Source organism: Pseudomonas sp. 2822-17 (genome assembly GCF_002742485.1).
Taxonomy (GTDB): domain Bacteria; phylum Pseudomonadota; class Gammaproteobacteria; order Pseudomonadales; family Pseudomonadaceae; genus Aquipseudomonas; species Aquipseudomonas cyclaminis.
Genome location: NZ_LJRZ01000392.1, coordinates 294,809 through 319,624, shown reverse-complemented (window position 1 = coordinate 319,624; position 24,816 = coordinate 294,809). Strand labels below are relative to the sequence as shown.

Here is a 24,816-nt window from a genome sequence, read left to right as displayed (position 1 = left end):
GCGAATTCTACAGCGTTACACGCTGCTGTCAACACCTCTTTTTCAACTTCCTTTTGGCTTCGATGAACTGAAGCAACTTGCTGCCGAAAACTGCGTAACTCATTGTTTACCAAGGAGTTTTCCGTTTCGACTGCGCCGGAAGTGGGGCGAATTATAGGCTTCCAGAATCTGCGGTCAAGCGTTAATTACGTTTTTTCTGCAGAAGGTGCTTTTTTCGTAATAAGCCTAGGGATTCGGCGCATTACCGCAGGTATACGCAATGCCAGCAGCAGCGCACCTATAGATGCATAGATTGCCCACTCCTTCAGGTCAGCCCGCACGATCCACAACATATGCAGCAGCCCAAGCCCAAGAATCACGTAGACCAAGCGATGCAGCTTCTTCCAACGATTTCCCAGTCGACGCTGGCTATAGCGATTAGACGTCACCGCCAACATCAACAATGACAAGAAGCCCAACGTACCCACAATAATGTAAGGCCGCTTACGTAGCTCAACTCCAAGCTGCGACCAATCAAGGCCCAGAACAAATACACAATAGGCCGCCAGATGCAGCACCACATAGGCAAAGCACCACAACCCAAGCTGCCGGCGCACCGCTATCCACCCCGCCCAGCCGCTCAACTTTTGCAGCGGCGTCATCCCCAGCGTGATCAGCAGCAGGATCAACGTGCCCAACCCCAGCCGATCAACCAGCACCTTTCCCGGATCTGGACCCAAGGCAAAACTCCACGCTTCATATAGCCATATCAACGGCCACACTGCCGCCGCTATGAAAACGCCGATACGCCAGACGGGATAACGCATCAGTAGTTCTTCCGCAGATCGAGGCCAGCATATAAAGAAGCAACCTCTTCCGAGTAGCCATTGAACATCTGCGTCTCACGCACATTCGGACTGAATAGACCACTTGGCAGACGACGCTCCCGTGCCTGGGTCCAACGTGGATGGTCCACGGTAGGGTTCACATTCGCATAAAACCCATACTCGTCCGCGGCAATGCTCTGCCAGGTGGTTTTCGGCTGCTCACTCACAAGGCTGATCCGCACGATGGACTTCACACTCTTGAAACCGTACTTCCAAGGCACGACCAGACGTAACGGTGCACCATTCTGATTGGGCAACTCGCGCCCATACATGCCAACGGCAAGAATCGCCAAAGGGTTCATCGCCTCATCCAGGCGCAACCCCTCTACATAAGGCCAGTCGATCAAGCCAAAACTCGAACGCTGACCAGGCATACTCTTGGGGTCCTGGAGGGTTTCAAAACGAATGTACTTAGCCTTGGAGGTCGGCTCAACTTGCTTGAGCAAGGCAGAGATCGGAAAGCCCATCCACGGTATGACCATCGACCACGCTTCAACACAGCGCAGCCGGTAGATCCGCTCTTCCAACTGATAGGGCTTCATGAAGTCTTCCAGGGCATAACGCCCCGGCTTGGCAACCTCACCATCAATCACAACACTCCAGGGTTCGGTCTTGAGCGAACCCGCATTCTTCGCAGGATCGCCCTTGTCAGTGCCAAACTCATAAAAGTTGTTGTAGTGGGTTGCGTCCTTGAAAGGGGTGATAGCTTCACCTGCAACCGTCACCGCCTGCCATTTCGTGCCTGGCAGCTTGTCAGCAAACCAGCCCGGCGCCTTCCCCGGCTCAACATCGGCATAACGCGCAGCCTCATCCGCACTGGCCCAGCGTGGCAAGCTACTGGCGGCGATACCGGCAAGCGCACCACCGAGCAAGCTGCGGCGAGAGAGGTAGAAAGATTCAGGGGTGACGTCCGACTCGTGGCAATCGGACGCTTTAGGCAATTTGATTAACATGGCAACTCCGCAGCATTGGAGGACTGATACACCAATAGACTGCGGAGTATGGGGGAAATTACATTAAGGCAATGTTTTGTCCCGACGCATATGCAGCAAGTACTGAACCGGCCCGGAAGCAGCGTAGACCAGGAAGGCCAACAGCAGAATCCGCGGCGGATCGCTGAAGACCACGGCAAATACCAGCACCACGGCCAGGATCGCCACAAAAGGTACGCGCCCCTTGAGGTCAAGCTCCTTGAAGCTGTTGTACTTGATGTTGCTGACCATCAGCATACCGGCCGCTGCCACCATCAACGCCACCAGGAACGACATCTTCGAACCCTGGATGCCGTAGTCACTGAATGCCCAGACGATACCCGCCACGACACCCGCTGCTGCCGGACTGGCCAGCCCGATGAAGTAGCGCTTGTCGGCAGTACCTACCTGGGTATTGAAACGCGCCAGACGCAACGCGGCGCCCGCAACATAGATGAAGGCCACCATCCAGCCAACCTTGCCCATGTCACCCAGCGCCCAGGCAAATGCCAACAATGCCGGAGCCACCCCAAACGCGACCATGTCCGACAGCGAGTCGTACTCGGCACCGAAGGCACTTTGGGTGTTGGTCATACGTGCAACACGACCATCCAGACCGTCGAGCACCATGGCCACGAAAATGGCGATCGCCGCAAAACCGAAGTACTTGCTGGCATTCGCGGCATCACCTGCCGCCAGCGCACTCTGGGCGCTCATGGAATTGATGATGGAATAGAAACCGGCAAACAGGTTCGCCGTGGTAAACAGATTGGGCAGCAGATAGATGCCACGGTGCCGGACCTTACGGCCTTCCGCGTCATGCCCCTCTTCGACATGCTCATCGATCGGTAGCAGGCTTTCGGCGTCAGGAGCCTGGTTAGGCTCGTCGGGACGTTCGCTCATGGACTTTACCTTGCAACGGTGTGAAAAAAATTCGACCAATACTTGCGGCGAGTGTTCGCCCGCAAACGATGCAGCTTTATACCAGAACCCGCCCCCAAACGAAAAAACGCGGCCTAAGCCGCGTTTTCTCTTGATGCGTACGACTTAGTTTTTGGCTTTGTCGACGATCTTGTTGGCACCGATCCACGGCATCATGGAGCGCAGTTGCTCGCCGATGACTTCGATACCGTGAGCGGCGTTGTTACGACGCTTGGCGGTCATCGAAGGGTAGCCGGTAGCGCCTTCGGTGATGAACATTTTGGCGTATTCGCCGTCCTGAATACGTTTCAGGGCGTTGCGCATAGCCTGACGGGACTCGGCGTTGATAACTTCCGGGCCTGTCACGTACTCGCCGTACTCAGCGTTGTTGGAGATCGAGTAGTTCATGTTGGCGATACCGCCTTCGTACATGAGGTCAACGATCAGCTTCAGTTCGTGCAGACATTCGAAGTAGGCCATTTCCGGCGCATAGCCAGCTTCAACCAGGGTTTCGAAACCGGCTTTCACCAGCTCAACGGTACCGCCGCACAGAACGGCTTGTTCGCCGAACAGGTCGGTTTCGGTCTCGTCCTTGAAGGTGGTTTCGATGATGCCGGTACGACCGCCACCCACGCCAGCAGCGTAGGAAAGTGCAACGTTCTTGGCATTGCCCGACGCGTCCTGGTAGATCGCGATCAGGTCAGGGATACCGCCGCCTTTGACGAACTCGGAACGCACGGTGTGGCCCGGTGCTTTCGGCGCGATCATGATCACGTCCAGGTCAGCGCGTGGCACAACCTGGTTGTAGTGAATCGCGAAACCGTGGGAGAAGGCCAGGGTGGCGCCCTTCTTGATGTTCGGTTCGATTTCGTTCTTGTACAGCGCGGACTGGAACTCGTCCGGGGTCAGGATCATGACCAGGTCGGCAGCAGCAACAGCGGAAGCAACATCAGTCACTTTCAAGCCGTGGGCTTCTGCCTTGGCAACAGTGGCCGAGCCTTTGCGCAAGCCAACGGTCACGTCAACGCCAGAGTCTTTCAGGTTGCAAGCTTGCGCGTGACCCTGGGAGCCGTAGCCGATGATGGCGACTTTCTTGCCCTGGATGATCGACAGGTCACAATCTTTTTCGTAATAAACTTTCATGAGGTTCCTCTATATATCCAGGCCGTAAGGCCATTCACTAATTTGGGTTAGATGCTGAGTACTTTGTCGCCACGGGCAATCCCGGTGACACCACTGCGTACCGTTTCCAGAATCGAGGCCGTCCCGATCGACTGGATGAAGCTGTCCAGCTTGTCGCTTGTACCGGTCAGTTGCACGGTATAAACGCTGGCGCTTACATCCACGATCTGCCCGCGATAGATGTCGGTGGTGCGTTTGATCTCGGCACGTTGGGCACCGGTGGCCTTGACCTTGACCAGCATCAGCTCGCGCTCGATGTGGGCACTTTCCGACAGGTCGACCAGCTTGACCACTTCGATCAGCTTGTTGAGGTTCTTGGTGATCTGCTCGATCACCTCATCGTGGCCCACGGTAGTCAACGTCAGGCGCGAAAGTGTCGGGTCTTCGGTCGGGGCCACGGTCAGGCTTTCGATGTTGTAGTTGCGTTGCGAAAACAGGCCGACAACACGAGACAGAGCGCCGGGTTCGTTCTCCAGAAGCAGGGAGATAATGTGCCGCATGATTAAGTACGCTCCGTCTTGTTCAGCCACATGTCGCGCATCGAGCCGTCTTTGATCTGCATCGGATAGACGTGCTCGCTGGTATCCACCTTGATATCGATGAACACCAGACGGTCCTTCATGGCGAACGCCTCTTCCATCTTCGGCTTGAGATCTTTCAGATCGGTGATGCGAATGCCGACATGGCCATAGGCTTCAACCAACTTGATGAAATCCGGCAACGATTCCATGTAGGAATGGGAGTGACGGCTACCGTAGCTCATGTCCTGCCACTGACGAACCATGCCCAGTACGCCGTTGTTCAAGCAGACAATCTTCACCGGAAGACCGTACTGCAGGCACGTCGACAGCTCCTGGATGTTCATCTGAATGCTGCCTTCACCGGTGACGCACGCCACGTCGGTGTCCGGGAAGCTCAGTTTCACCCCCATGGCCGCCGGGAAACCGAAGCCCATCGTGCCCAAGCCGCCGGAGTTGATCCAGCGGTTAGGCTTGTCGAACTTGTAGTACTGCGCCGCGAACATCTGGTGCTGGCCCACGTCGGAGGTCACAAAGGCATCGCCCTTGGTCACTTCGCACAGGGTTTCAATCACGGTTTGTGGCTTGATGATGCTGCCGTCGCCCTTGTCATAAGGGAACAGGCCGCGATCGCCACGCCATTCGTCGATCTGCTTCCACCAACTGGCAACGGATTCTTTGTTTGGCGTCTCGCCGATGTCCTTGAGCGAAGCGACCATTTCGGTCAATACGCTTTCCACAGGCCCCACAATCGGCACGTCGGCCTTGATGGTCTTGGAGATGGATGCCGGATCGATGTCGATGTGGATGATCTTGGCATTCGGGCAGAACTTGCTCGCGCCGTTGATCACGCGGTCATCAAAACGTGCACCCACAGCCAGAATCACGTCAGCATGGTGCATGGCCAGGTTGGCGGTGTAGCTGCCGTGCATGCCGAGCATGCCGACGAACTGACGGTCCGTACCCGGGAAGGCGCCGAGGCCCATCAGGGTATTGGTGACCGGCAGGTTGAGCAGCTTGGCCAATTCGGTCAACGGTGCAGAACCGCCACCCAGGATCACGCCGCCACCCGAGTACAGCACAGGACGCTTGGCCGCCAGGAGCATTTCTGCCGCCTTGCGGATTTGCCCCGAGTGCCCACGAACGGCCGGGCTGTAGGAGCGCAGCTTGGCTTTTTTCGGGAAGACGTATTCGAATTTTTCAGCCGGGTTGGTCATGTCTTTCGGGATATCGACCACGACAGGCCCCGGGCGACCGGACTGCGCGAGGTAGAAGGCCTTTTTCATGACTTCCGGAATTTCCGAGGCGTGCTTGATCATGAAGCTGTGTTTCACGATCGGCCGGGAGATACCGATCATGTCGGTTTCCTGGAACGCGTCGGTGCCGACCATGGTGCTAGGCACCTGGCCAGAGATGATCACCATCGGGATGGAGTCCATATAGGCAGTCGCAATGCCAGTAATGGCATTCGTTGCGCCTGGGCCGGACGTTACCAGTACCACGCCGGCTTTACCGGTGGCACGGGCATAACCGTCAGCCATATGGGTCGCGGCCTGTTCGTGGCGAACCAGGATGTGGGTAACAGCCGGTTCCTTGAACAGTGCGTCGTAAACATGCAGCAGAGCACCACCTGGGTACCCGTAGATATAGTCGACGCCTTCGTCACGCAAAAAGCGGACGAGCATCTCACCGCCAGATAAAAGCTCCACGTTGTTCACCTCTAAAACGCCAGAATACCGTCCGTTGAAAACCGACGGGTCTTAATAGGTTTACTTCTCAACAGAGCATGAGCGACGGTGGTCGCCGACTACGTCAGCACTGACTGAGCAAGTATTGGGATCGTCCCAAGTGTTGCGGGCTTTTCCCACCCAGCGCGAGGTAACGCGTTGCGGGTGTAACAGGTCGGCGCGGATGTGCGCCTCATGATCTGCTGAGCGGGCCTGCTTCTGGCAGTCCCGATACAGCGGACTTTGGATTCTTCTGTTTCAGGCCGTTCAAGTCAAGCAATAATTGCGCTTTTTTCCAACTAAGCGCATGAGAACGCAGAAGAAAGGGCTTTGAGGAGGGATAAAACTCGCCTGAATGTCGTCAAGCGGTAGAAATATGCGCAAGACTGCCGGAAAACCCGGCAGTCAGGCAATTAACGAGCGTCGACGATCAATTGATCGAACTTTTTCAGCGCATTACGCAAGCCAACGCTTTCTCGCGGCCGATCGGCATAGACCATCTCGGCCATTTCCAGGATCCCCGATGCGCTGGGCAACGGCAGGTCCTGTTCGAGGATCTGCTTCATGCGCACCAGGAAGATCCATTGCAGCCACTGGTGAAAGTCCAGGGTATCCACCGAAAACGGCTCAACGCTGCTAAGCGCCTCGACGCCGGGGGAGACCTCATCCCACCAGCCCTGAATGCGCAATTCGCGCTCGATCAGCAATAACTGCTCGGCAATCGCAGGAAACCGTACATCCATCAGAGGCTGACCTTGGCTTTTTGACGGGCCTGGGCGGCACCCGCGGCATCACCTTGTGCGGCACGCGCATCTCCGATCAACGCCCACAGGCTGGCTTGCAGATCAGGACGACCGCTGGCCATCGTGAGGCCACGGCGGGCGAACTGCTCGGCTTGCGGCGCATCGCCCTGGGCCATGCGCACCTGCGCCAGGCGATACAGCACTTGTGGTTCACGCGGTGCAACGCGTTGCGCACGCTCAAGGCTCGATGACGCACCGTTCAGGTCGCCACCGGCCTGTTGTTGCTGAGCCGTCGTCAGCAAGGCCAACACTGGGCCATCCAACTGTTCGTCAGCCGACAAGCCGCCCGAGTTGGAGGAGGATGGAATGCCACTTGGCGTCGACGGCATGTTGTAGGTGCCCTGGTTGATCGGCGCAGCCTGAATCGGCGTGGAGTCGATCGGCCCAGAGGTGCTTGGACCAGGCGTCCATGGCTCAGCGCTGATCGGGGCCGACGTAGCCGCGCCGCCGCCCGGCACCATCACCACCACGCCCGAATCCTGCGGCACGGCCTGAGGCTTGGCCTGCGCCGGACGATTGGTCACGGTCTGGCGGAAACCGCCATTGGCCGAGATCCGGTCGTTATTGGAGACGGCTGTGCTCGAATCCACCACGGGGATGGAGCCGCGCTGCACGCTGGAGCAACCGCTGAGCAAAGCCAATGTTGTAATAGCTGGAATCAACCACTTGTTCACTTGAAACCCTCTTTGCTTAATTCATCCAGCCCTTGACCCAATCCATCACCGATTCCGCGTCCGCAGGGGCACCGCCACCGCACGCAGCACCGGGTGGTGGTTCGCTGCCGCGAATATACGGCATCTGGACTGCGCCCGGACAATTGGCATCGGAGCCCTGGCCGGTATGTGGATCAATCCAGGCCTGCACGATGTTATCCGGCTGCGGCATGTTCAATGGCAACGGATCGGCCTTGCGCATAAAACTGGTCCAGACCTGCAACGCACCGGTAGCACCGGTGAACGGCGTCTTGCCATTGTCGTCACGACCCAACCACACCACGGCCAGTACATCCTGACCGAAACCTGCAAACCAACTGTCGCGCGAATCGTTGCTGGTACCGGTCTTGCCCGCCAGCGTCAGATTGGACGGCAGCACCTTGTAGACCGAGCTACCGGTACCTTCACGCATCACACGCTGCATGGCGTTCTGGATCAGGTAGATCGAGCCCGCATCGAAACGCTGCTGGATCTGGAACGGGTAGCGCTTGAGCGGCTCGCCCTCGGCCGTCAGCACACTGCGGATCCCGCGCATCGGGGTGTTGAAGCCACCGTTGGCGAGGGTCTGGTACATGGTCGCGACTTCCATCGGCGTCATGGCACCAGCACCCAGCAGGATCGATGGGAACGCGGGGAATTCGCGGGTTATACCCAGTCGCGCCAGCGTCTTGAGCACATTCGGCACGCCCACTTCCAGGCCAAGCCGAGAGGTGGAGATGTTGTAGGAATGCGCCAAGCCCTGATACAGGAACACCGTGCCGTGAGAGCGGCGATCGAAGTTCTGTGGTGTCCACACCTGGCCGTCGCCGCCTTTGACGGATAGCGGATCGTCCGACAGCCAACTGGTCAGGGTGTACTTGCTCGGTTTTTCCAACGCGGTAAGGTAGACCGCAGGCTTGACCAGCGAACCGATCGGCCGCACAGCATCCAGCGCGCGATTGAATCCGGCAAAACTCGCCTGACGACTGCCGATCATGGCTTGAACTTCACCGGTTTCCGGGTTCGTCACCACCATGGCGGCTTCTACTTCATCGGAACCTTTACGCCCCGTCAGACGCTTGAAAGTGTCGCTGACAGACGCTTCGGCCTTCATCTGCAGAATCGGATCAAAACTGGTGAAGATTCGCAGGCCTTCTTCGGTCAAGTCTTCGTCGCGGTAGTCTTCACGCAGTTGGCGTTTAACCAGATCGATAAAGCCGGGGAATGAACTGTCCGCCAACTTGCCGCGGGTTGTCACACCCAGTGGCATTTTCTTCGCTGCGGCGACTTGTTCAGCCGTGGCCACGCCTTGCTGTTCAAGCACATCCAGCACCAGGTTACGGCGCTCCAGCGCACGCTCCGGATTGCGACGCGGGTTGTAGTAGGAAGGCCCTTTGACCATACCCACCAACAACGCCACTTGATGCAGCTTCAATTCGGACAGCGGCTGACCGAAGAAGAACTGGCTGGCCAGACCGAAGCCGTGCACCGCGCGCTGGCCGTCCTGGCCGACGAAGACTTCGTTGAGGTACGCCTCAAGGATTTCCTGCTTGCTGTAGTGCAGCTCAAGCAGCATCGCCATCATCGCTTCGGTGAGCTTACGGGTCAGGCTGCGCTCGTTGGTGAGGTAGAAGTTCTTCACCAACTGCTGGGTCAGCGTACTGCCGCCCTGGGTCATCCTGCCGCCGGACGTATTTACCCAAACCGCACGGGCAATCGACTTCGGCGACACACCCCAGTGGCTATAAAAGTCGCGATCCTCTACCGCAACCAGGGTTTCCAGCAGGTAAGGCGGCACCTGGTCAAGCTTGATCAGGATGCGATCTTCAAGGTTCTTCGGGTAAATCCCGCCGATCATCAACGGTTCAAGGCGGACCACCGGTAATTTCGAGCCGTTGAGGGAGGACAGCTCGGCCACGTAGTCACCGGAGAAGCGCACGCGCACCGGCTGGGCTTTTTCCAGGCCTTCATAGAACTGGAAGCCACGGGTATTCAGGTCGACCGTGTTACCGCTGACGGCGGCCGCACCCGGGCCATTGCTCACGGGTTCGCGGCGGTAGCCGAGGGCGTCAAGTTCGGTGAGGAAGTCATCCTTGCTCAGCTTCTGTCCGCTGAACAGTTCCAGCGGGCGTGCATACACCTTGGCCGGGATGGTCCAGCGCTTGCCGGAGAACTTCTCCTGGACCACTGCGTCGAGGTACACCGCGAAGCCGGCGAGCACCACAAGGCCTACAAGACCGAGCTTGAGCGCCCAGCCAAGCCACGGACGCAGGCCGCGGGAAGGAGGTTTTTTACGGGAACGGGGAGATCGGGATCGAGTCATGGCGGCGGATTATACGCACTTTATTGATGATCAACATGAGCCGGACAGCGGTTTGCACGACCGTCCGTAGCAGCCATAATGCGCGCCATGATTTCCCCCAGACTCTGAAGGATCGCCCGTGAGCCAGTCACTGATCGCCGCCCTGCAAAACCCGGCTTTGTACCCTCATCCGGTCGAAGCGTTCCAAGTCATCGAGACCCATATTTCGTGGGTCGTATTGACCGGCCCTTTCGCTTACAAATTGAAGAAACCGATGAACTTCGGCTTTCTGGACTTCACCGACCTGGAAAAGCGCGGGCACTTCTGCAATGAAGAGCTGCGTCTGAACCAGCGCCTGACGAACGATTTGTATCTGGATGTGCTGCCGATTACCGGCACCGCCGAAGCCCCCCAATTGGGCGGCGACGGCCCGGTGATCGAATATGCACTGAAGATGCGCCAGTTCCCGCAAAGCCAACTGCTCAGCACCCTGCAGGCCAATGGCGAATTGACTGCCGCGCACATCGATGAAATGGCCAAGCAGATCGCACACTTCCATCTCACCGCGCCGAAAGTGCCACAAACCCACCCAGCCGGCACTCCCGACGAAGTGATGGCACCGGTACGGCAGAACTTCGACCAGATCCGTCCGTTTTTGAGCGACAAGGCCGACCTGATTCAACTGGAAGCCCTGCAAGCCTGGGCCGAAAGCAGTTTCGACCGCCTCAAGCCGCTGCTGGCACAGCGCAAGCTCGATGGCTTCACCCGCGAGTGCCACGGTGACATCCACCTCGGTAATGCCACCTTGATTGATGGCCAGGTGGTGATTTTCGACTGCATCGAGTTCAACGAGCCGTTTCGCTTCACCGACGTGTACGCCGACACCGGCTTCCTGGCCATGGACCTGGAAGACCGAGGCCTCAAGTCCCTGGCCCGCCGCTTCATCAGCCAGTACCTGGAGCTGACCGGCGACTATCAGGGCCTTGAAGTGCTGAACTTCTATAAAGCCTACCGCGCCCTGGTGCGTGCCAAGGTGTCGTTATTCAGCATGCCGAGCGAAGCAAGCCCGGTACAACGTGCCACAACACTGCGCCAGTACCGCAACTACGCCAACCTGGCAGAAAGCTACAGCACCATTCCGTCACGTTTTCTGGCGATTACCCACGGTGTCTCGGCTGTGGGCAAAAGCCACGTATCCATGCGTCTGGTAGAGGCGCTCGGTGCCGTACGCGTGCGCTCGGATGTCGAACGCAAGCGCCTGTTCGGCGAGCAGCACGTGGAGAACACGCCACAGGCCGGCATTTATGCGTCCGATGCCAGTGCCAAAACCTACGCTCGCTTGAACGACATCGCCGATACCGTGCTGCGCGCCGGCTTCCCGGTGGTGCTGGATGCCACCTTCCTGAAACGCGAACAACGTGAAACCGCCGCCCAGGTTGCCGAAGCTACCGGTGCGCCCTTCCTGATTCTGGATTGCAACGCACCCCAGGCCGTTATCAGCAGCTGGCTGGCGCAACGTCAGACAGACAAAAACGATCCATCCGACGCGACCCTGGCCGTTATCGAAGCCCAGCAGGCAAACCGTGACCCACTTACAGCTGAAGAGCTGTTGCTGAGCAAACGCGTGGAGACTAATCAAAGCGGGACCCTCGACGCGGTAGTTGCACAGATTCGCCAGCGCTTGCCAGGCCTGTAAGAAAAATTTCTTGGTCGTGTCGCCTACTTGGGCGCACGACCGAGCAATAGTGGCACTATAATGGCGTCATAAATCCAACAGGAGTTCGCCGTCATGACTCAGCCCAAGCTTCTTGATACCCCGCTCTACTCGCTCCTGCATAAAGACGATATTCGCGGCTTCAACCAGGAGCGTCCGAAAGACGGCGCTATCGACATGCGCGGTGGTGACTTCCGTGGGCTGGACTTGCGTGAATTGAACGCCACTGGCGTCGACTTTACCGACGCATACTTCCGCTCCGCCGACTTGCGCGGTCTGGATTTACGCGACTGCTCGCTGGAAGGCGCCAGCCTGGCCCATGCGCAGATTTCGGGCACCTACTTCCCACCTGAATTGACCGCTGACGAGATCCTCATGTCGGTCAATTTCGGCACGCGCCTGCGCTACCGCACTAAGTAACACGCGCCCCAAGCCCGACTACGCGCAACGCGTAGCGGGCTGCTCATGCCTGCCCGCTGTCAAAATCCCCGCGCCATTCTTATAAGCGTTTGGGCCGTTTCGGACCAAAGAACCACGCTTTTCCTACTGAACGCTACACTCCTGTTCAGGCTTGCCTGGTCACGAATACCCACCGCACCCTTCGGCCGTCGCAAGGAGGCTTGATGAACGATGAGCTGCAACACCTGAAAAACCTTGGCAAGACGTCAGCGCAGTGGCTGCATGCGGTGGGCATCCACAGCGCGTCCGACTTGCGGCGCCTGGGCGCAGTCGATGCGTATCGCGCAGTAAGAACTCGTGGGTTCCGCGCATCGAAGGTTTTGCTGTATGCGATCGAGGGGGCGCTGATGGACGTGCACTGGAACGATATTCCCGTTGAGCGCAAGGAAGCGTTGAACCGCCAACTGGATGCCATTTCAACGCGGCAAAAGAATTAGATCGACCAGAAGACCCAATGTTTACGGAGGTTTCGAACGACCGTTTGAGAAAAACGGAAGATCGACCAAAAACTAGTATTGACTCTCAAATGAGAATCGTTATGATTATCACAACTGGTCGCGAGATCAGCCGATAACTGAAAGACCATTGGTTCGGACTCTCAGATTATCTCCTCATCAGGCTAATCACGGTTATTTGACCCGGCTCTTGCCGGGTCTTTTTTTGCCTGCAAGAAAGCAGACTTCAGCGCGCAATGATCAGCGGATGCCCACGCTCCGGGTGTGGCTGTACCAACACATCCAGACCAAATACAGCCTTGAGCGGCTCAGGCCGCAGCACCTTCACCGGCGTGTCCAAAGCGTGGGGGCGCCCCTCCTCCAGCAGCAGAATACGATCACAGTAACGCGCCGCCAGGTTCAGGTCGTGGAGGATCACCAACACGGCCGCGCCCCGATCGGCAAAGGTACGGATGGCCTGCAATGTCGTGTGCTGATGCAGGGGATCAAGCATCGACGTCGGCTCATCCAGCAGCAACGTCTGCCCCGCTTCACCCGGCCATAGCTGCGCCAGCACCCGGGCCAGGTGCACGCGCTGGCGCTCGCCACCGGACAATGCCAGGTAACTGCGGCCACTCAAGTGTGCGACGTCCGCGGCCTGCAAGGCTGCGCTGATGATTTCGTCATCGCGCACACGTCCAGTCTGGTGGGGGAGACGGCCCATGCCGACGACCTCTTCGACGCGAAAGGCAAAATCCAGGGTCGAGCTTTGTGGCAACACCGCCAGACGCTGGGCGCGCTGCGACCCGGTCCAGTCTTTCAACGCCTGCTGGCCCAGCCATACCCTGCCTTGATCGGGGTGTAACTCACCGCACAATGCCCCCAGCAAAGTACTCTTGCCGGCGCCATTGGGACCCAGCACGCCGAGCACTTCGCCTGGCAGCAGGTCCAGAGTGACATCCGCCAGCACGGTTTTGCGACCGCGGCGGACCTGCAGGTCTTCAACACGCAGCATCAGGCACGCCCCCGCAGCAACAGGTAAAGAAAAAATGGCGCACCAATGAACGCAGTCACTATGCCGATCGGCAACTCTGCTGGCGCCAAGGCCAGCCGTGCAACCAAGTCGGCAAACAGCAGCAGACTCGCGCCCGCCAAGATTGAAGCCGGCAGTAACACGCGGTGATCAGGCCCTGCCAGCAATCTGACCAGATGCGGCACCACCAGCCCCACAAAACCAATCATGCCCGCTGCAGCCACCGCAGCACCGACACCCAATGCGGTACAGAACACCAACTCGCGTTTGAGCGCTTCAACATCGATACCCAAGTGGCTGGCCTCAGACTCACCCAGCAGCAGCGCATTCAACGCCTTGGCCCGGCGCGGCAACCACAGCGCCACCCCCGCACTCACCAGCAACAACGGCCACAGCCGCGAATAGCTCGCACCGTTGAGGCTGCCCAGGTTCCAGAACGCCAGCGTGCGCAACGTTGCGTCGTCCGCCAAATAAGTGAACAGGCCCACAGCCGAGCCAGCCAGCGCAGTGAGAGCAATGCCGGCGAGCAGCATCGTCGCCACATTCGTCTGGCCGTTGCGCCGCCCCAGTCGATAGACCAGCGCAGTCACTCCCAACCCACCAAGGAATGCACACAGCGACAGCAGGTACGGCCCGAACGCATCCGGCAAGCCACCAAAAAACGAACCTCCGACGATGGCGACGGCCGCTCCGAGCGCCGCACCACTGGACACCCCCACCAACCCAGGATCGGCCAGCGGGTTGCGAAACAACCCTTGCATGGCCACGCCCGACAATGCCAACACGCCACCCACCGCCAAGCCCAGCAAGGTACGCGGCAACCGAATCTGCCCCAGGATAAGCTCGGCCTGCTCCAGCCCCTGCGCCTCAATCGGCACGCCCACCAAACGCAAGGCCGCCTTGAGCGTATCCAGCAATGGCAGACTCACCGGCCCCAGCGCCAAAGAGAGCCAGATCGCCAATACGCACAACAGCGTCAGCCCGATAAACAGGGTTTTGGGCTTGACCAGTGCGGTCATGGGACCGGTTTAGCCTGGGACGGATAAAACCCGGCAGACAACTTCGCCAGGCTTTGCGGCAGACGCGGCCCGAGCCCGCCCACCAGCAGTGTCGGGTCCAGCTCAAACACCCGCCCGCTCTTGGCCGCCGGCGTCGAAGCGAGGATCGGATTTTCTTTGAAGAGGGCCGCACGGGCTGCATCCCCCGTGAGGGCACGATCAGCGAACACCAGTACATCCGGGCTCAGCCCTGCCAGCGACTCCACCGAAAACGGTTTGTAACCCGTATGGGTGGCCAGGTTGTGCCCGCCCGCCTGCTGCACCATCCAATCACCGGCCGTGCCCTTGCCGGCAATCAGCGGCTTGCCGCCGGCGTGACCAACCAACAGCAAAACGCCAGGGGCCTTTTGCGAGGCCTGGGCCTTGGCGAGCGAGCTTTTCTGCTGATCAAGCGCCTGCTCATACCCGGTAAATAATTCGTTGGCCTTGGCCTCATCGCCCAGCAATTTGCCCAGGTGCTGAAGGTTGCCTTTCAAAGTCGCCAGATCCGGCTGCGCCGAAAACATTTCAACCTGGACGCCCGCGCTGCGAATCTGCGCAAGTACCGGCGGCGGCCCCATCTCTTCTGTGCCCACCAGCACTTGAGGGCGCAGGCTGAGAATGCCCTCGGCCGACAATTGCCGCTGATAGCCAATACTGGGCAACGACTTGAGCGACTCAGGATGCTGGCTGGTGGTATCCACGCCAACCAACTTCGGTTCACCGCCCAGAGCCGTCACCCATTCCGACAGCGCCCCACCGGCACTCACCCAGCGTTGTGGCTGTTCCGAGGCGTGCGCCCCAGGGTTGACCAGCAGTCCGACAACAAGCGCAATAGCGCTGGTACTCAGGCGCATAACAGGGTTTCCTTCCGAGGGCAGGGCCTTTCGAGCACTCCTTGATGTGACAGGTAATCCCTGCCGGGCATCGAACTGAGCACCCAGGCAGCTAATGGGCGAAGCCGGCATTTGATAATTGTTTGCATTTGAACGTCAAGGCACTTAAGGATTGAAATGAAGTTTCTCTGCCCCTCCAAGACCCTCGCGCCAGATAGCAGCCTCGGTTTTGAAATCGATGGTTGCAAATTGTTGGCCGTACGCCGGGACGGCATTGCCTACTTCTATATCAACCGCTGCCCCCATCGCGGCATCCCGCTCGAATGGCGGCCCGACCAGTTCCTCGATGACAGTGCCAGCCTGATCCAATGCGCCACCCACGGCGCCCTGTTCCTGATCGAGAGCGGTGAGTGCATTGCCGGCCCCTGCGCCGGTAAAAGCCTCGAAGCCCTGCGCGGTCGCGAAGACGAACAGGGCCTGTGGGTGGACCTCTAGTCGAGCAGCACGTCCAACCGGCGATCCACGCATACCTCCTCGGCCGTCACGCGCACGCCATATGCCAATACTTCCACTCCGGCCGCTTTAGCTTCGCGCAAGGCGGCACCATAGGCGGCATCGATTTCCAGGGCTGGGCGCACGGCGTCAATTCCCGAGAGGTTGACGCAATACAACTGCACCGCTCGCACACCTTCACGCGCCAGGTAGGCCAACTCCCGCAGATGCTTGGCGCCACGCTGGGTCACCGCGTCAGGGAAAGCAGCAACACGGGTGTCATCGAAACCCAGGGTGACACTTTTGACTTCGACGTAGGCGGCGCCATCAGGGTACTCCAGGCGAAAGTCGATACGGCTTTTCTCCTGTCCGTAAGGCACTTCGCGCTTGAGTGCGGTAAAGCCATTGAGCTCCGTGATCACGCCAGCGCGCAACGCCTCCTCGACCAACTGATTGGCGCGCGCCGTGTTAACGCACGCCAGGCGGCCCTGGGGCGTTTCGGCGATTTCCCAAGTGCCGGGCAGCTTACGCTTGGGGTCGGTGGAACGGCTGAACCAGACCTGGCCACCTTCAACCATGCAATTGAGCATCGAACCGGTGTTCGGGCAGTGAATGGTCAACAACTCGCCGGTAACGGTCTCGATATCGGTGAGAAAACGCTTGTAGCGGCGAATCAGTCGGCCTTCTTCGAGGGGAGGATGAAAACGCATCAGCCTTGCCAGCTCCTCAAGCCACGGGCGATGCGCTCCACCGCCTCCTGTAGTCGATCAAGATTTTGCGTGTAGGCAAAGCGCACATGATGGCGGGCTTGATAACGACCAAAATCCAGACCCGGTGTGAATGCGACATGCTCGGTTTCGAGGAAATGCCGGCAAAACGCGAAGGCATCCCCGCCGAACGCACTGATATCGGCGTACAAATAGAACGCCCCCTCCGGCTCGACGGCGATGCCAAAACCCAACTCGCGCAGGGCGGGCAGCAAGAAGTCGCGGCGACGGCCGAATTCGGCGCGGCGCTCTTCGAGGATGCTCAAGGTTTGCGGGGTAAAGCACGCCAGCGCCGCATACTGGGCCATGCTTGGCGCGCTGATATAAAGGTTTTGCGCCAACTTCTCCAACTCACTCACTGCAGCAGGCGGGGCCACCAGCCAACCCAGGCGCCAGCCGGTCATGCCGAAATACTTCGAAAAACTATTCAGCACGAAGGCGTCGTCGTCGACCTCCAGCACGCTGGCCGCGTCGGTGCCGTAGGTAAGGCCGTGATAGATCTCATCGACTACCAGATGGCCGTCGCGCGCCTTGATTGCGCCGGAAAGCCCGGCCAACTCCTCGCGAGTGAGGATCGTGCCGGTGGGATTCGCCGGGGAGGCAACCAATGCACCTACGCTGTCCTGATCCCAATGTTTGGCCACCAGGTCGGCGGTCAGTTGATAGCGCACTTCAGGCCCTACCGGCACTAGTTGCGCGGCGCCCTCAACCAGTCGCAGGAAATGCCGGTTACACGGATAGCCCGGATCTGCCAACAACCAATGCTTGCCCGGATCCACCAGCAGGCTGCTGGCCAGCAACAACGCGCCGGAGCCTCCGGGAGTGATCAGAATACGCTCGGGATCTACACTCAAGCCGTACCGCTGCTGGTAGAAACCGCTGATGGCTTCACGCAATTGCGGCAGGCCACGGGCTGCGGTATAGCGCGTCTTGCCATTGGCGAGCGCCGCCTGACCGGCCTGGATGATCGGTTCCGCCGTGGTGAAATCCGGCTCGCCAATCTCCAGATGGATGACATCGTGGCCGGCGGCCTGCAGCTCATTGGCCCGCGCCAGCAACGCCATGACATGAAAAGGTTCGATGGCGCGACTGCGCGCACTGTAGGGCTGGGCCATTAGCCTTCCTTAACGGTGAGGACAAAATCAGGATTCTACCGAACCCGCGCGGTAAAACATGTTCTATTGCCTGCCTGGCCACCCAAGCGGCCACAGCAAGCGCGCACAAAACGACTAAAATCACATTCGAGCCAAAACATACCCAGTCACGACGGGCCGCTACAGTTTGCAACCCCGACGCGACAGGCTCGACAACCGGGAGTGGCGCACCCCGAATCTATCTGGTAAGTTCGCCCGCTTGCAGCCGCAGGGCCGGCAGGTGTCGGTGACGTTGCAATCCTGCGCAATGGATTAGAAGAGTGAGAGGCGGTCTAGTCATGTCCACCCAAGCAAAGCAACAGCAGACTCAAGGCCTCGGCGGCTTCGAACCCTATGTAGAAAAAAAGGGCGAGGAGTACATGGGCGAGCCCATGCGCGAGCACTTCACCAAGATCCTGAACAAGTGGAAACAGGACTTGATGCAGGAGGTCGACCGTACCGTTGACCACATGAAGGACGAAGCAGCCAATTTCCCTGACCCGGCCGACCGTGCCAGCCAGGAAGAAGAGTTCGCCCTCGAACTGCGCGCCCGCGATCGCGAGCGCAAGCTGATCAAGAAGATCGACAAGACGCTGCAGTTGATCAAGGACGAAGAATACGGCTGGTGTGATTCCTGCGGCATCGAAATCGGTATCCGCCGACTCGAAGCCCGTCCTACCGCTGATATGTGCGTGGACTGCAAGAACCTGGCAGAGATCAAGGAAAAACAGGTCGGCAAATAATTCAGCCGGCCTGAACGGATGGGGCGTGCGAACGCCCCATTTTTGTTTCTGGCGTTTACCGAATTTCCAGTAGTATCCGCCCCATGACAGCCTCTACCTATATCGGGCGTTTCGCCCCCACGCCCAGCGGCCATTTACACTTTGGCTCCCTGGTCGCCGCCCTCGCCTCCTATCTTGATGCCCGCGCCAACCAAGGCCGCTGGCTGATGCGCATGGAGGACCTCGACCCTCCCCGCGAAGAACCCGGTGCCCAGGCGGCGATCCTGCATGCCCTGGAAAGCTATGGTTTTGAATGGGACGGTGAACTGGTCCGACAAAGCGAGCGGCATGAGGCCTACGCCAAAGTGCTGAACGACATGTTCAACCACGGCCTTGCCTACGCCTGCACCTGCTCGCGCAAACAACTGGAACCCTACAACGGGATCTACCCTGGCCTGTGCCGCAATGCCGGCCACGAGCAGCAAGATGCCGCCATCCGCTTACGTGTTCCTGAGCTTTCATATCACTTTACTGACCGTGTACAGGGCGAATTCCGACAACACCTGGGGCGCGAAGCGGGCGACTTTGTCATCCGTCGCCGCGACGGCCTCTATGCCTACCAACTGGCCGTGGTCCTGGATGACGCCTGGCAAGGTGTTACCGATATCGTGCGGGGCGCCGATTTACTCGACTCCACGCCGCGCCAACTGTATCTGCAAGAACTGCTGGGCCTGCGCCAACCGCGCTACCTGCATGTGCCGTTGATCGTCCAGCCGGACGGTAACAAACTGGGCAAATCCTACCGCTCGCCGCCGTTGACGCCCGACCAGGCCACGCCCTTGCTAGTAAGAGCGCTGCGCGCCCTCGGCCAGCAACCCGGCAGCGAACTGCTTCACGCCAGCCCGCGGGAACTGCTGGATTGGGGCATACGGCACTGGGATGCCACGCTGATCCCGCGCACACTCACCCTGGCCGAAGCGCAATTGAGCTGAAGGCGCTTGCAGCTTGCCGGGCATCCGTTACCATCGCCGCAGTTTTTTAATCAGAGGCCAACATGTACATCTATCGATTGGTCCTGCTGCTGGTCGTCGGGATCTACCTGTTTTCTCCCGCCATCATGGATTGGTGGATCGACGCCACGGGCGCCTGGTATCGCCCTTATCTGCTGTGGCTGATCCTGATCGTCGTGACCTTCATCCTGCAGAGCCAAAAAGATGCCGATGAGCTTTAGCCTCACCCAGATGCTGCTGATCAGCGCCGCCTACCTGGCCGCACTGTTCGGCGTTGCCTGGATCAGTGAGCGCGGAATGATTCCGCGGGCGATCATTCGCCATCCGTTGACCTACACCTTGTCCCTCGGCGTGTACGCCAGTGCCTGGGCCTTCTATGGCACCGTGGGCCTGGCCTATCAGTACGGCTACGGCTTTCTCTCCAGCTACCTTGGCGTGTCCGGCGCGTTTTTGCTGGCGCCGGTGTTGCTGTACCCGATCCTGAAAATCACCCGCACCTATCAGCTGTCGTCCCTGGCCGACCTGTTTGCCTTCCGCTTTCGCAGCACCTGGGCCGGGGCCCTGACCACGGTGTTCATGCTGATCGGTGTGCTGCCCTTGCTGGCCCTGCAAATACAAGCGGTGGCTGACTCCATCAGCATCCTCACCCGTGAGCCGGTGCAGCATCGGGTGGCCCTGGCGTTCTGCGCGCTGATTTCACTGTTCACGATCTTCTTCGGCTCACGCCATATCGCCACCCGCGAAAAACATGAAGGCCTGGTGTTTGCGATTGCCTTCGAGTCAGTGATCAAGCTGATCGCCATCGGCGGCGTCGGCCTCTATGCGCTGTATGGCGTGTTCGACGGCCCTCAACAGCTGGAACTGTGGCTGCTGCAAAACCAGACCGCCCTCGCCGCCCTCCACACTCCGCTGCAGGAAGGTCCATGGCGAACGCTGCTGCTGGTGTTTTTCGCCTCGGCGATCGTGATGCCGCACATGTACCACATGACCTTTACCGAAAACCTCAACCCGCGCTCGCTGGTCAGCGCCAGTTGGGGGTTGCCGCTGTTCCTGCTGCTGATGAGCCTGGCAGTGCCGTTGATCCTGTGGGCCGGCCTCAAGTTGGGCGCCACCACCAACCCCGAATATTTCACCCTTGGCATCGGCATTGCCGCCAATAGCCCGGCATTGGCGCTGCTCGCTTATGTCGGCGGTTTGTCGGCGGCCAGCGGGTTGATCATCGTCACGACCCTGGCCCTGTCCGGCATGGCACTCAATCACCTGGTGCTGCCGCTTTATCAGCCACCGGCCGAAGGCAATATCTACCGCTGGCTGAAGTGGACGCGCCGCGCGCTGATCGTCGCGATCATCATGGCCGGTTACTGTTTTTACCTGTTGCTCGGCGCCGGGCAAGACCTGGCCAACCTGGGTATCGTCGCGTTTGTCGCCACCTTGCAGTTCCTGCCGGGCGTGCTGTCGGTGCTGTATTGGCCGACGGCCAATCGCCGAGGTTTTATCGCGGGCCTGCTCGCCGGGATCCTGGTGTGGATCGTCACCATGCTGTTGCCGCTGGTCGGCAACCTGCAGGGTTTCTACATCCCGCTGCTGAACATGATTTACGTGCTGGACGACACCAGTTGGCACATGGCCGCGATTGCTTCGTTGGCCGCCAACGTCCTGATGTTCACCCTGATCTCGCTGTTCACCAACGCCAGCCCCGAAGAAACCAGCGCCGCCGAAGCATGCGCGGTGGATAACGTACGTCGCCCGCAACGGCGCGAACTGCATGCGGCCTCGCCCCAGGAGTTCGCCACTCAACTGGCCAAGCCCCTGGGCGCCAAAGCCGCGCAAAAAGAAGTTGAACAGGCGCTGCGCGATCTCTACCTGCCATTCGACGAGCGGCGCCCGTATGCGCTACGCCGGTTACGCGACCGCATCGAAGCCAACCTGTCCGGCCTGATGGGCCCCAGCGTGTCCCAGGACATGGTAGAGACCTTTTTGCCCTACAAGGCCGGCGGCGAAAACTACGTTACCGAAGACATCCATTTCATCGAGAGCCGGCTGGAGGATTACCACTCACGCCTCACGGGCCTTGCCGCCGAGCTCGATGCCTTGCGCCGCTACCATCGCCAGACGCTGCAAGAGTTGCCCATGGGCGTGTGCTCCCTGGCCAAGGATCAGGAGATCCTGATGTGGAACAAAGCCATGGAAGAACTCACCGGTATCGCCGCCCAGCGCGTCGTCGGCTCGCGCCTGAATACACTCGGCGATCCATGGAAAGAGTTGCTCCAGGGATTTATCAACCTGCCCGACGAACACTTGCACAAGCAACATCTCGCCCTGGATGGCCAGACCCGCTGGCTCAACCTGCACAAAGCCGCCATCGACGAACCCCTCGCCCCCGGTAACAGCGGCCTGGTGCTGTTGGTGGAAGACCTGACCGAAACCCAGATGCTCGAAGACAAACTGGTGCACTCCGAGCGCCTGGCCAGTATTGGGCGCCTGGCGGCGGGTGTGGCCCACGAGATTGGCAACCCGATCACCGGTATTGCCTGCCTCGCGCAAAACCTGCGCGAAGAGCGCGAAGAAGACGGCGAAATTACCGAGATCAGCGGGCAAATCCTCGAACAGACCAAACGCGTTTCACGCATCGTGCAGTCGCTGATGAGCTTTGCCCATGCCGGCGCCCATCAGAATCAGGACGAAGCCGTCTGTCTGGCCGAAGTGGCGCAGGATGCCATTGGGCTGCTCGCCTTGAACCGACGCAATTTCGAAGTACAGTTTTTCAACCTGTGCGACCCCGATCATTGGGTCGATGGCGACTCACAACGCCTGGCCCAAGTACTGATCAACCTGCTGTCCAACTCCCGCGACGCAACGCCGGCTGGTGGTGCAGTACGCGTCAAGACCGAGGCTTTCGAACACACGGTCGATCTGATCGTCGAAGATGAAGGTAGCGGCATTCCACAGAACATCATGGACCGATTGTTCGAACCCTTCTTCACCACCAAGGATCCAGGTGAAGGTACCGGTCTGGGCCTTGCACTGGTCTATTCCATCGTTGAAGAGCATTATGGACAAATCACCATCGACAGCCCGGCTGACACCGAAAGCCAACGCGGTACCCGTATTCGGGTGACCTTGCCGCGTCATGTCGAAGCGACGTCCGCTGTGAACTGAGACCGTCGAGAGAATTGAATCAATGCCGCACATTTTGATCGTCGAAGACGAAACCATTATCCGCTCTGCCTTGCGTCGCCTGCTTGAACGTAACCAGTACCAAGTCAGCGAAGCCGGCTCGGTGCAGGAAGCCCAAGAGCGTTTCAGCATTCCCACGTTCGACCTGATTGTCAGTGACCTGCGCCTGCCTGGCGCGCCGGGCACCGAACTGATCAAGCTTGGCCAGGGCACGCCGGTGCTGATCATGACCAGCTACGCCAGCCTGCGCTCGGCAGTGGACTCCATGAAGATGGGCGCGGTGGATTACATCGCCAAACCCTTCGACCACGATGAAATGCTCCAGGCCGTGGCGCGCATCCTGCGTGACCGTCAGTCGGCCAGCAGCGCGCCAGCCGAACAACGGCCCGCCGGCAAGGCTGCCGAAAAACCGGGTGTCGACAACAGCAACGGCGAGATTGGCATCATCGGCTCCTGCCCACCAATGCAGGACCTGTACAGCAAGATCCGCAAAGTGGCGCCTACCGACTCCAATGTATTGATCCAGGGCGAGTCAGGCACCGGTAAGGAATTGGTGGCGCGCGCCCTGCACAACCTGTCCAAACGCGCCAAGGCGCCGATGATCTCGGTGAACTGCGCGGCGATCCCCGAATCCCTGATCGAATCCGAACTGTTTGGCCACGAAAAAGGCGCGTTCACTGGCGCCAGCGCCGGACGTGCGGGCCTGGTGGAAGCGGCGGACGGCGGCACGCTGTTCCTTGATGAAATCGGCGAGCTGCCACTGGAAGCACAAGCACGCTTGCTGCGCGTGCTGCAGGAAGGTGAAATTCGTCGGGTGGGTTCGGTGCAATCCCAGAAGGTCGATGTGCGCCTGATCGCGGCGACCCACCGGGACCTCAAGAGCCTCGCCAAGATCGGCCAGTTCCGTGAAGACTTGTACTACCGCCTGCACGTGATCGCACTCAAGCTGCCGGCTCTGCGTGAACGCGGCGCCGACGTCAACGAGATCGCCAGCGCGTTCCTGCTGCGCCAGAGTGCGCGCATCAACCGTACCGACCTGAAGTTTGCACCGGACGCCGAGCAGGCCATTCGACATTACTCGTGGCCGGGTAACGTACGTGAGTTGGAGAATGCGGTAGAACGCGCGGTGATTCTGTCGGAGAGCCCGGAAATTTCCGCCGAGCTGCTGGGTATCGATATCGAGCTCAGTGACTTGGAAGACGACGACTTCATGGGTCTGGCCCCGCAACAGGGCGCCAGCAATACCAGCCATGAGCCGACAGAGGATTTGTCACTGGAGGATTACTTCCAGCACTTCGTCCTTGAGCATCAGGACCACATGACCGAGACCGAATTGGCACGCAAACTGGGCGTGAGCCGCAAATGCCTGTGGGAACGGCGCCAGCGCCTGGGTATTCCACGCCGCAAGACCGGTGTGGCCAGCGAAAGCTGAGGGGTTCGCCCCTACAGGTAACACCCAGTAATGTGAAAAAACTGTTACCGCTGATTTTTTGCGTAACAAAAGCCGGGGCTTACGGTAACGGAGCCCCGGCTTTTTTTGGTCCGTCAAAAACCCGAAAACCCCTCAAACCCCTGGTTTTATTGGGCCTCGCAAAAGTTGGCACGCACCCTGCTATGTGCTTAGTACAAAAACAATAACAAGCTTTGTACAAGACAATAAAAATAAGACGAATCGACTCACGCATAACAAAAACAACACGGCGGAGGCGCAGCTAACTGATTCTTTTGGAGAGGCGTTGCATTTGGGGCTTGCCCCGCAACCAGGCCGAGAACAACAAAAACTGCCCTAAGGCAGAGCCTGAACTGGTTGGATCGTAGATCAGCAACACAGCGACCAAAGCAATCCGTTTGCTCTTGACTCCCGATTGGGAGTGTCATGAAGGTGAAGCTTCATGGCGAGGGCGATCAACAAAAACAAAAAGCCCGAAACCAATAATAAAAATAGAGCACGCAACTACTTCTGGGGGAGCTTCGGCTCCCCTTGTAGTTTCTGGAATTTGACGTTTCAAAGGCTTATGGC

General features: G+C 59.1%; 23 protein-coding genes. 9 read left to right on the top strand and 14 right to left on the bottom strand.

The genetic code is table 11. The annotated features are described in order from the left end of the window. Positions 1 to 185: 185 nt before the first annotated feature. The 9 genes from msrQ to mrcB all read right to left on the bottom strand — a co-directional run bounded on the left by msrQ (position 186) and on the right by mrcB (position 10,003). On the bottom strand, positions 186 to 806 hold the full coding sequence (gene msrQ / locus AOA60_RS13410; protein WP_099584825.1) for a protein-methionine-sulfoxide reductase heme-binding subunit MsrQ: 621 nt from the start codon (positions 804 to 806) through the stop codon (positions 186 to 188). Further along, on the bottom strand, positions 806 to 1,819 hold the full coding sequence (msrP, locus tag AOA60_RS13405) for a protein-methionine-sulfoxide reductase catalytic subunit MsrP (protein ID WP_099584824.1): 1,014 nt from the start codon (positions 1,817 to 1,819) through the stop codon (positions 806 to 808). Before msrP ends, msrQ begins: the two co-directional genes overlap by 1 nt. Positions 1,820 to 1,882: 63 nt before the next feature. After that, entirely contained in the window at positions 1,883 to 2,740 is an 858-nt protein-coding gene (gene pssA, locus AOA60_RS13400) for a CDP-diacylglycerol--serine O-phosphatidyltransferase (protein WP_099584823.1), read from the bottom strand. Positions 2,741 to 2,884: 144 nt separating this feature from the next. Beyond that, positions 2,885 to 3,901 (bottom strand): ketol-acid reductoisomerase, encoded by a 1,017-nt coding sequence (gene ilvC, locus AOA60_RS13395; protein ID WP_099584822.1) that lies wholly within the window; start codon positions 3,899 to 3,901, stop codon positions 2,885 to 2,887. A 47-nt stretch (positions 3,902 to 3,948) separates the two neighbouring features. Continuing rightward, the gene (gene ilvN, locus AOA60_RS13390) at positions 3,949 to 4,440 is read right to left on the bottom strand and encodes an acetolactate synthase small subunit (protein WP_003176102.1); all 492 of its coding nucleotides are present in this window, start codon (positions 4,438 to 4,440) and stop codon (positions 3,949 to 3,951) included. A 2-nt stretch (positions 4,441 to 4,442) separates the two neighbouring features. Then, positions 4,443 to 6,167, bottom strand: a complete 1,725-nt coding sequence (locus AOA60_RS13385; RefSeq protein WP_099584829.1) for an acetolactate synthase 3 large subunit — start codon at positions 6,165 to 6,167, stop codon at positions 4,443 to 4,445. A 431-nt stretch (positions 6,168 to 6,598) separates the two neighbouring features. Beyond that, positions 6,599 to 6,928, bottom strand: a complete 330-nt coding sequence (locus AOA60_RS13380; RefSeq protein ID WP_099584821.1) for a YqcC family protein — start codon at positions 6,926 to 6,928, stop codon at positions 6,599 to 6,601. Next, a complete protein-coding gene (locus tag AOA60_RS13375) occupies positions 6,928 to 7,662 on the bottom strand; it encodes a tetratricopeptide repeat protein (RefSeq protein WP_099584820.1) in 735 nt (244 codons plus the stop codon). Before AOA60_RS13375 ends, AOA60_RS13380 begins: the two co-directional genes overlap by 1 nt. Positions 7,663 to 7,678: 16 nt before the next feature. Further along, positions 7,679 to 10,003: a penicillin-binding protein 1B gene (gene mrcB, locus AOA60_RS13370; RefSeq protein WP_099584819.1), complete on the bottom strand. Its 2,325-nt coding sequence runs from the start codon at positions 10,001 to 10,003 to the stop codon at positions 7,679 to 7,681. Positions 10,004 to 10,121: 118 nt separating this feature from the next. Between mrcB and AOA60_RS13365 the strand changes: the two genes are divergently transcribed. From AOA60_RS13365 to AOA60_RS13355, 3 genes are all read left to right on the top strand, one after another. Next, positions 10,122 to 11,678: a bifunctional aminoglycoside phosphotransferase/ATP-binding protein gene (locus AOA60_RS13365; RefSeq protein WP_099584818.1), complete on the top strand. Its 1,557-nt coding sequence runs from the start codon at positions 10,122 to 10,124 to the stop codon at positions 11,676 to 11,678. Positions 11,679 to 11,771: 93 nt separating this feature from the next. Further along, positions 11,772 to 12,116, top strand: a complete 345-nt coding sequence (locus AOA60_RS13360) for a pentapeptide repeat-containing protein (RefSeq protein WP_099584817.1) — start codon at positions 11,772 to 11,774, stop codon at positions 12,114 to 12,116. Between the two features lie 203 nt (positions 12,117 to 12,319). Next, a complete protein-coding gene (locus AOA60_RS13355; protein ID WP_032884753.1) occupies positions 12,320 to 12,592 on the top strand; it encodes a TfoX/Sxy family protein in 273 nt (90 codons plus the stop codon). Between the two features lie 244 nt (positions 12,593 to 12,836). Here AOA60_RS13355 and AOA60_RS13350 read toward each other — a convergent pair whose 3' ends face one another. The 3 genes from AOA60_RS13350 to AOA60_RS13340 are packed head-to-tail and all read right to left on the bottom strand — an operon-like array spanning position 12,837 to position 15,516. After that, positions 12,837 to 13,604, bottom strand: a complete 768-nt coding sequence (locus tag AOA60_RS13350) for a heme ABC transporter ATP-binding protein (RefSeq protein WP_099584816.1) — start codon at positions 13,602 to 13,604, stop codon at positions 12,837 to 12,839. Further along, positions 13,604 to 14,641, bottom strand: a complete 1,038-nt coding sequence (locus AOA60_RS13345) for an iron ABC transporter permease (RefSeq protein WP_099584815.1) — start codon at positions 14,639 to 14,641, stop codon at positions 13,604 to 13,606. The genes AOA60_RS13350 and AOA60_RS13345 overlap by 1 nt, the downstream gene beginning before the upstream one ends. Further along, a complete protein-coding gene (locus AOA60_RS13340; RefSeq protein ID WP_099584814.1) occupies positions 14,638 to 15,516 on the bottom strand; it encodes a hemin ABC transporter substrate-binding protein in 879 nt (292 codons plus the stop codon). Before AOA60_RS13340 ends, AOA60_RS13345 begins: the two co-directional genes overlap by 4 nt. 156 nt (positions 15,517 to 15,672) lie before the next feature. Here AOA60_RS13340 and AOA60_RS13335 point away from each other — a divergent pair, with 156 nt between their 5' ends. Beyond that, entirely contained in the window at positions 15,673 to 15,990 is a 318-nt protein-coding gene (locus AOA60_RS13335) for a Rieske 2Fe-2S domain-containing protein (RefSeq protein ID WP_099584813.1), read from the top strand. On the opposite strand, the gene sfsA is transcribed toward AOA60_RS13335, so the two are convergent. Beyond that, positions 15,987 to 16,697, bottom strand: coding sequence for a DNA/RNA nuclease SfsA (gene sfsA, locus AOA60_RS13330; RefSeq protein ID WP_099584812.1), 711 nt, complete (start codon positions 16,695 to 16,697; stop codon positions 15,987 to 15,989). The two genes, AOA60_RS13335 and sfsA, sit on opposite strands and share 4 nt — an antisense overlap. Continuing rightward, complete coding sequence (locus AOA60_RS13325) at positions 16,697 to 17,869, bottom strand: pyridoxal phosphate-dependent aminotransferase (protein ID WP_099584811.1); 1,173 nt, start codon at positions 17,867 to 17,869, stop codon at positions 16,697 to 16,699. The genes sfsA and AOA60_RS13325 overlap by 1 nt, the downstream gene beginning before the upstream one ends. 317 nt (positions 17,870 to 18,186) lie before the next feature. Between AOA60_RS13325 and dksA the strand changes: the two genes are divergently transcribed. The 5 genes from dksA to AOA60_RS13300 all read left to right on the top strand — a co-directional run bounded on the left by dksA (position 18,187) and on the right by AOA60_RS13300 (position 24,228). After that, a complete protein-coding gene (gene dksA / locus AOA60_RS13320; RefSeq protein WP_099584810.1) occupies positions 18,187 to 18,630 on the top strand; it encodes an RNA polymerase-binding protein DksA in 444 nt (147 codons plus the stop codon). An 83-nt stretch (positions 18,631 to 18,713) separates the two neighbouring features. Beyond that, a complete protein-coding gene (gluQRS, locus tag AOA60_RS13315) occupies positions 18,714 to 19,601 on the top strand; it encodes a tRNA glutamyl-Q(34) synthetase GluQRS (RefSeq protein ID WP_099584809.1) in 888 nt (295 codons plus the stop codon). 62 nt (positions 19,602 to 19,663) lie between these two features. After that, positions 19,664 to 19,840, top strand: a complete 177-nt coding sequence (locus AOA60_RS13310) for a hypothetical protein (RefSeq protein WP_003176118.1) — start codon at positions 19,664 to 19,666, stop codon at positions 19,838 to 19,840. Next, the gene (locus AOA60_RS13305; protein ID WP_160385051.1) at positions 19,824 to 22,778 is read left to right on the top strand and encodes a sensor histidine kinase; all 2,955 of its coding nucleotides are present in this window, start codon (positions 19,824 to 19,826) and stop codon (positions 22,776 to 22,778) included. Before AOA60_RS13310 ends, AOA60_RS13305 begins: the two co-directional genes overlap by 17 nt. A 22-nt stretch (positions 22,779 to 22,800) precedes the next feature. Further along, the gene (locus AOA60_RS13300) at positions 22,801 to 24,228 is read left to right on the top strand and encodes a sigma-54 dependent transcriptional regulator (protein ID WP_099584807.1); all 1,428 of its coding nucleotides are present in this window, start codon (positions 22,801 to 22,803) and stop codon (positions 24,226 to 24,228) included. The last annotated feature ends 588 nt before the right edge of the window (positions 24,229 to 24,816 follow it).

Bases quoted from the DNA above. Each gene is read 5' to 3' on its own strand.
- AOA60_RS13305 (WP_160385051.1), top strand. From the start codon at position 19,824: ATGCCGATGAGCTTTAGCCTCACCCAGATGCTGCTGATCAGCGCCGCC.
- AOA60_RS13350 (WP_099584816.1), bottom strand. From the start codon at position 13,604: ATGCTGCGTGTTGAAGACCTGCAGGTCCGCCGCGGTCGCAAAACCGTG.
- pssA (WP_099584823.1), bottom strand. From the start codon at position 2,740: ATGAGCGAACGTCCCGACGAGCCTAACCAGGCTCCTGACGCCGAAAGC.
- ilvN (WP_003176102.1), bottom strand. From the start codon at position 4,440: ATGCGGCACATTATCTCCCTGCTTCTGGAGAACGAACCCGGCGCTCTG.
- AOA60_RS13325 (WP_099584811.1), bottom strand. From the start codon at position 17,869: ATGGCCCAGCCCTACAGTGCGCGCAGTCGCGCCATCGAACCTTTTCAT.
- mrcB (WP_099584819.1), bottom strand. From the start codon at position 10,003: ATGACTCGATCCCGATCTCCCCGTTCCCGTAAAAAACCTCCTTCCCGC.
- AOA60_RS13380 (WP_099584821.1), bottom strand. From the start codon at position 6,928: ATGGATGTACGGTTTCCTGCGATTGCCGAGCAGTTATTGCTGATCGAG.
- dksA (WP_099584810.1), top strand. From the start codon at position 18,187: ATGTCCACCCAAGCAAAGCAACAGCAGACTCAAGGCCTCGGCGGCTTC.
- AOA60_RS13360 (WP_099584817.1), top strand. From the start codon at position 11,772: ATGACTCAGCCCAAGCTTCTTGATACCCCGCTCTACTCGCTCCTGCAT.
- AOA60_RS13345 (WP_099584815.1), bottom strand. From the start codon at position 14,641: ATGACCGCACTGGTCAAGCCCAAAACCCTGTTTATCGGGCTGACGCTG.
- AOA60_RS13335 (WP_099584813.1), top strand. From the start codon at position 15,673: ATGAAGTTTCTCTGCCCCTCCAAGACCCTCGCGCCAGATAGCAGCCTC.
- gluQRS (WP_099584809.1), top strand. From the start codon at position 18,714: ATGACAGCCTCTACCTATATCGGGCGTTTCGCCCCCACGCCCAGCGGC.
- msrQ (WP_099584825.1), bottom strand. From the start codon at position 806: ATGCGTTATCCCGTCTGGCGTATCGGCGTTTTCATAGCGGCGGCAGTG.
- AOA60_RS13310 (WP_003176118.1), top strand. From the start codon at position 19,664: ATGTACATCTATCGATTGGTCCTGCTGCTGGTCGTCGGGATCTACCTG.
- msrP (WP_099584824.1), bottom strand. From the start codon at position 1,819: ATGTTAATCAAATTGCCTAAAGCGTCCGATTGCCACGAGTCGGACGTC.
- AOA60_RS13300 (WP_099584807.1), top strand. From the start codon at position 22,801: ATGCCGCACATTTTGATCGTCGAAGACGAAACCATTATCCGCTCTGCC.
- sfsA (WP_099584812.1), bottom strand. From the start codon at position 16,697: ATGCGTTTTCATCCTCCCCTCGAAGAAGGCCGACTGATTCGCCGCTAC.
- ilvC (WP_099584822.1), bottom strand. From the start codon at position 3,901: ATGAAAGTTTATTACGAAAAAGATTGTGACCTGTCGATCATCCAGGGC.
- AOA60_RS13340 (WP_099584814.1), bottom strand. From the start codon at position 15,516: ATGCGCCTGAGTACCAGCGCTATTGCGCTTGTTGTCGGACTGCTGGTC.
- AOA60_RS13355 (WP_032884753.1), top strand. From the start codon at position 12,320: ATGAACGATGAGCTGCAACACCTGAAAAACCTTGGCAAGACGTCAGCG.